Raw genomic sequence first — 227 nt, forward strand, 5'->3', positions numbered from 1 at the left:
AACGTAGACCCAGCGCATAGTTCAATCGAATTTCAAGTAAAACACATGATGGTATCAAAAGTAAAAGGTGCATTTAGCGATTTCACAGCGGATATCGAAATGGATCCAGAAGATTTAACTTCTGCAAAATTAAACTTCTCCGTTGCAGCAGCTTCTGTTGACACTCGCCAAGCGCAACGTGATGGACATTTGAAAAGCGAAGACTTCTTTAATGTAGAAAAATATCC

1 protein-coding gene is annotated in these 227 nt (G+C 39.2%); it reads left to right on the top strand.

Features of this window, described 5'->3' with window-relative positions; translation table 11 throughout:
* Nucleotides 1–45 precede the first annotated feature (45 nt).
* Nucleotides 46–227: YceI family protein (locus FCK90_RS15300; RefSeq protein ID WP_246180499.1), on the top strand; the 182-nt coding region annotated here is incomplete at its 3' end.

The organism is Kocuria coralli, assembly GCF_008831305.1.
Taxonomy (GTDB): Bacteria; Actinomycetota; Actinomycetes; order Actinomycetales; family Micrococcaceae; genus Kocuria; species Kocuria coralli.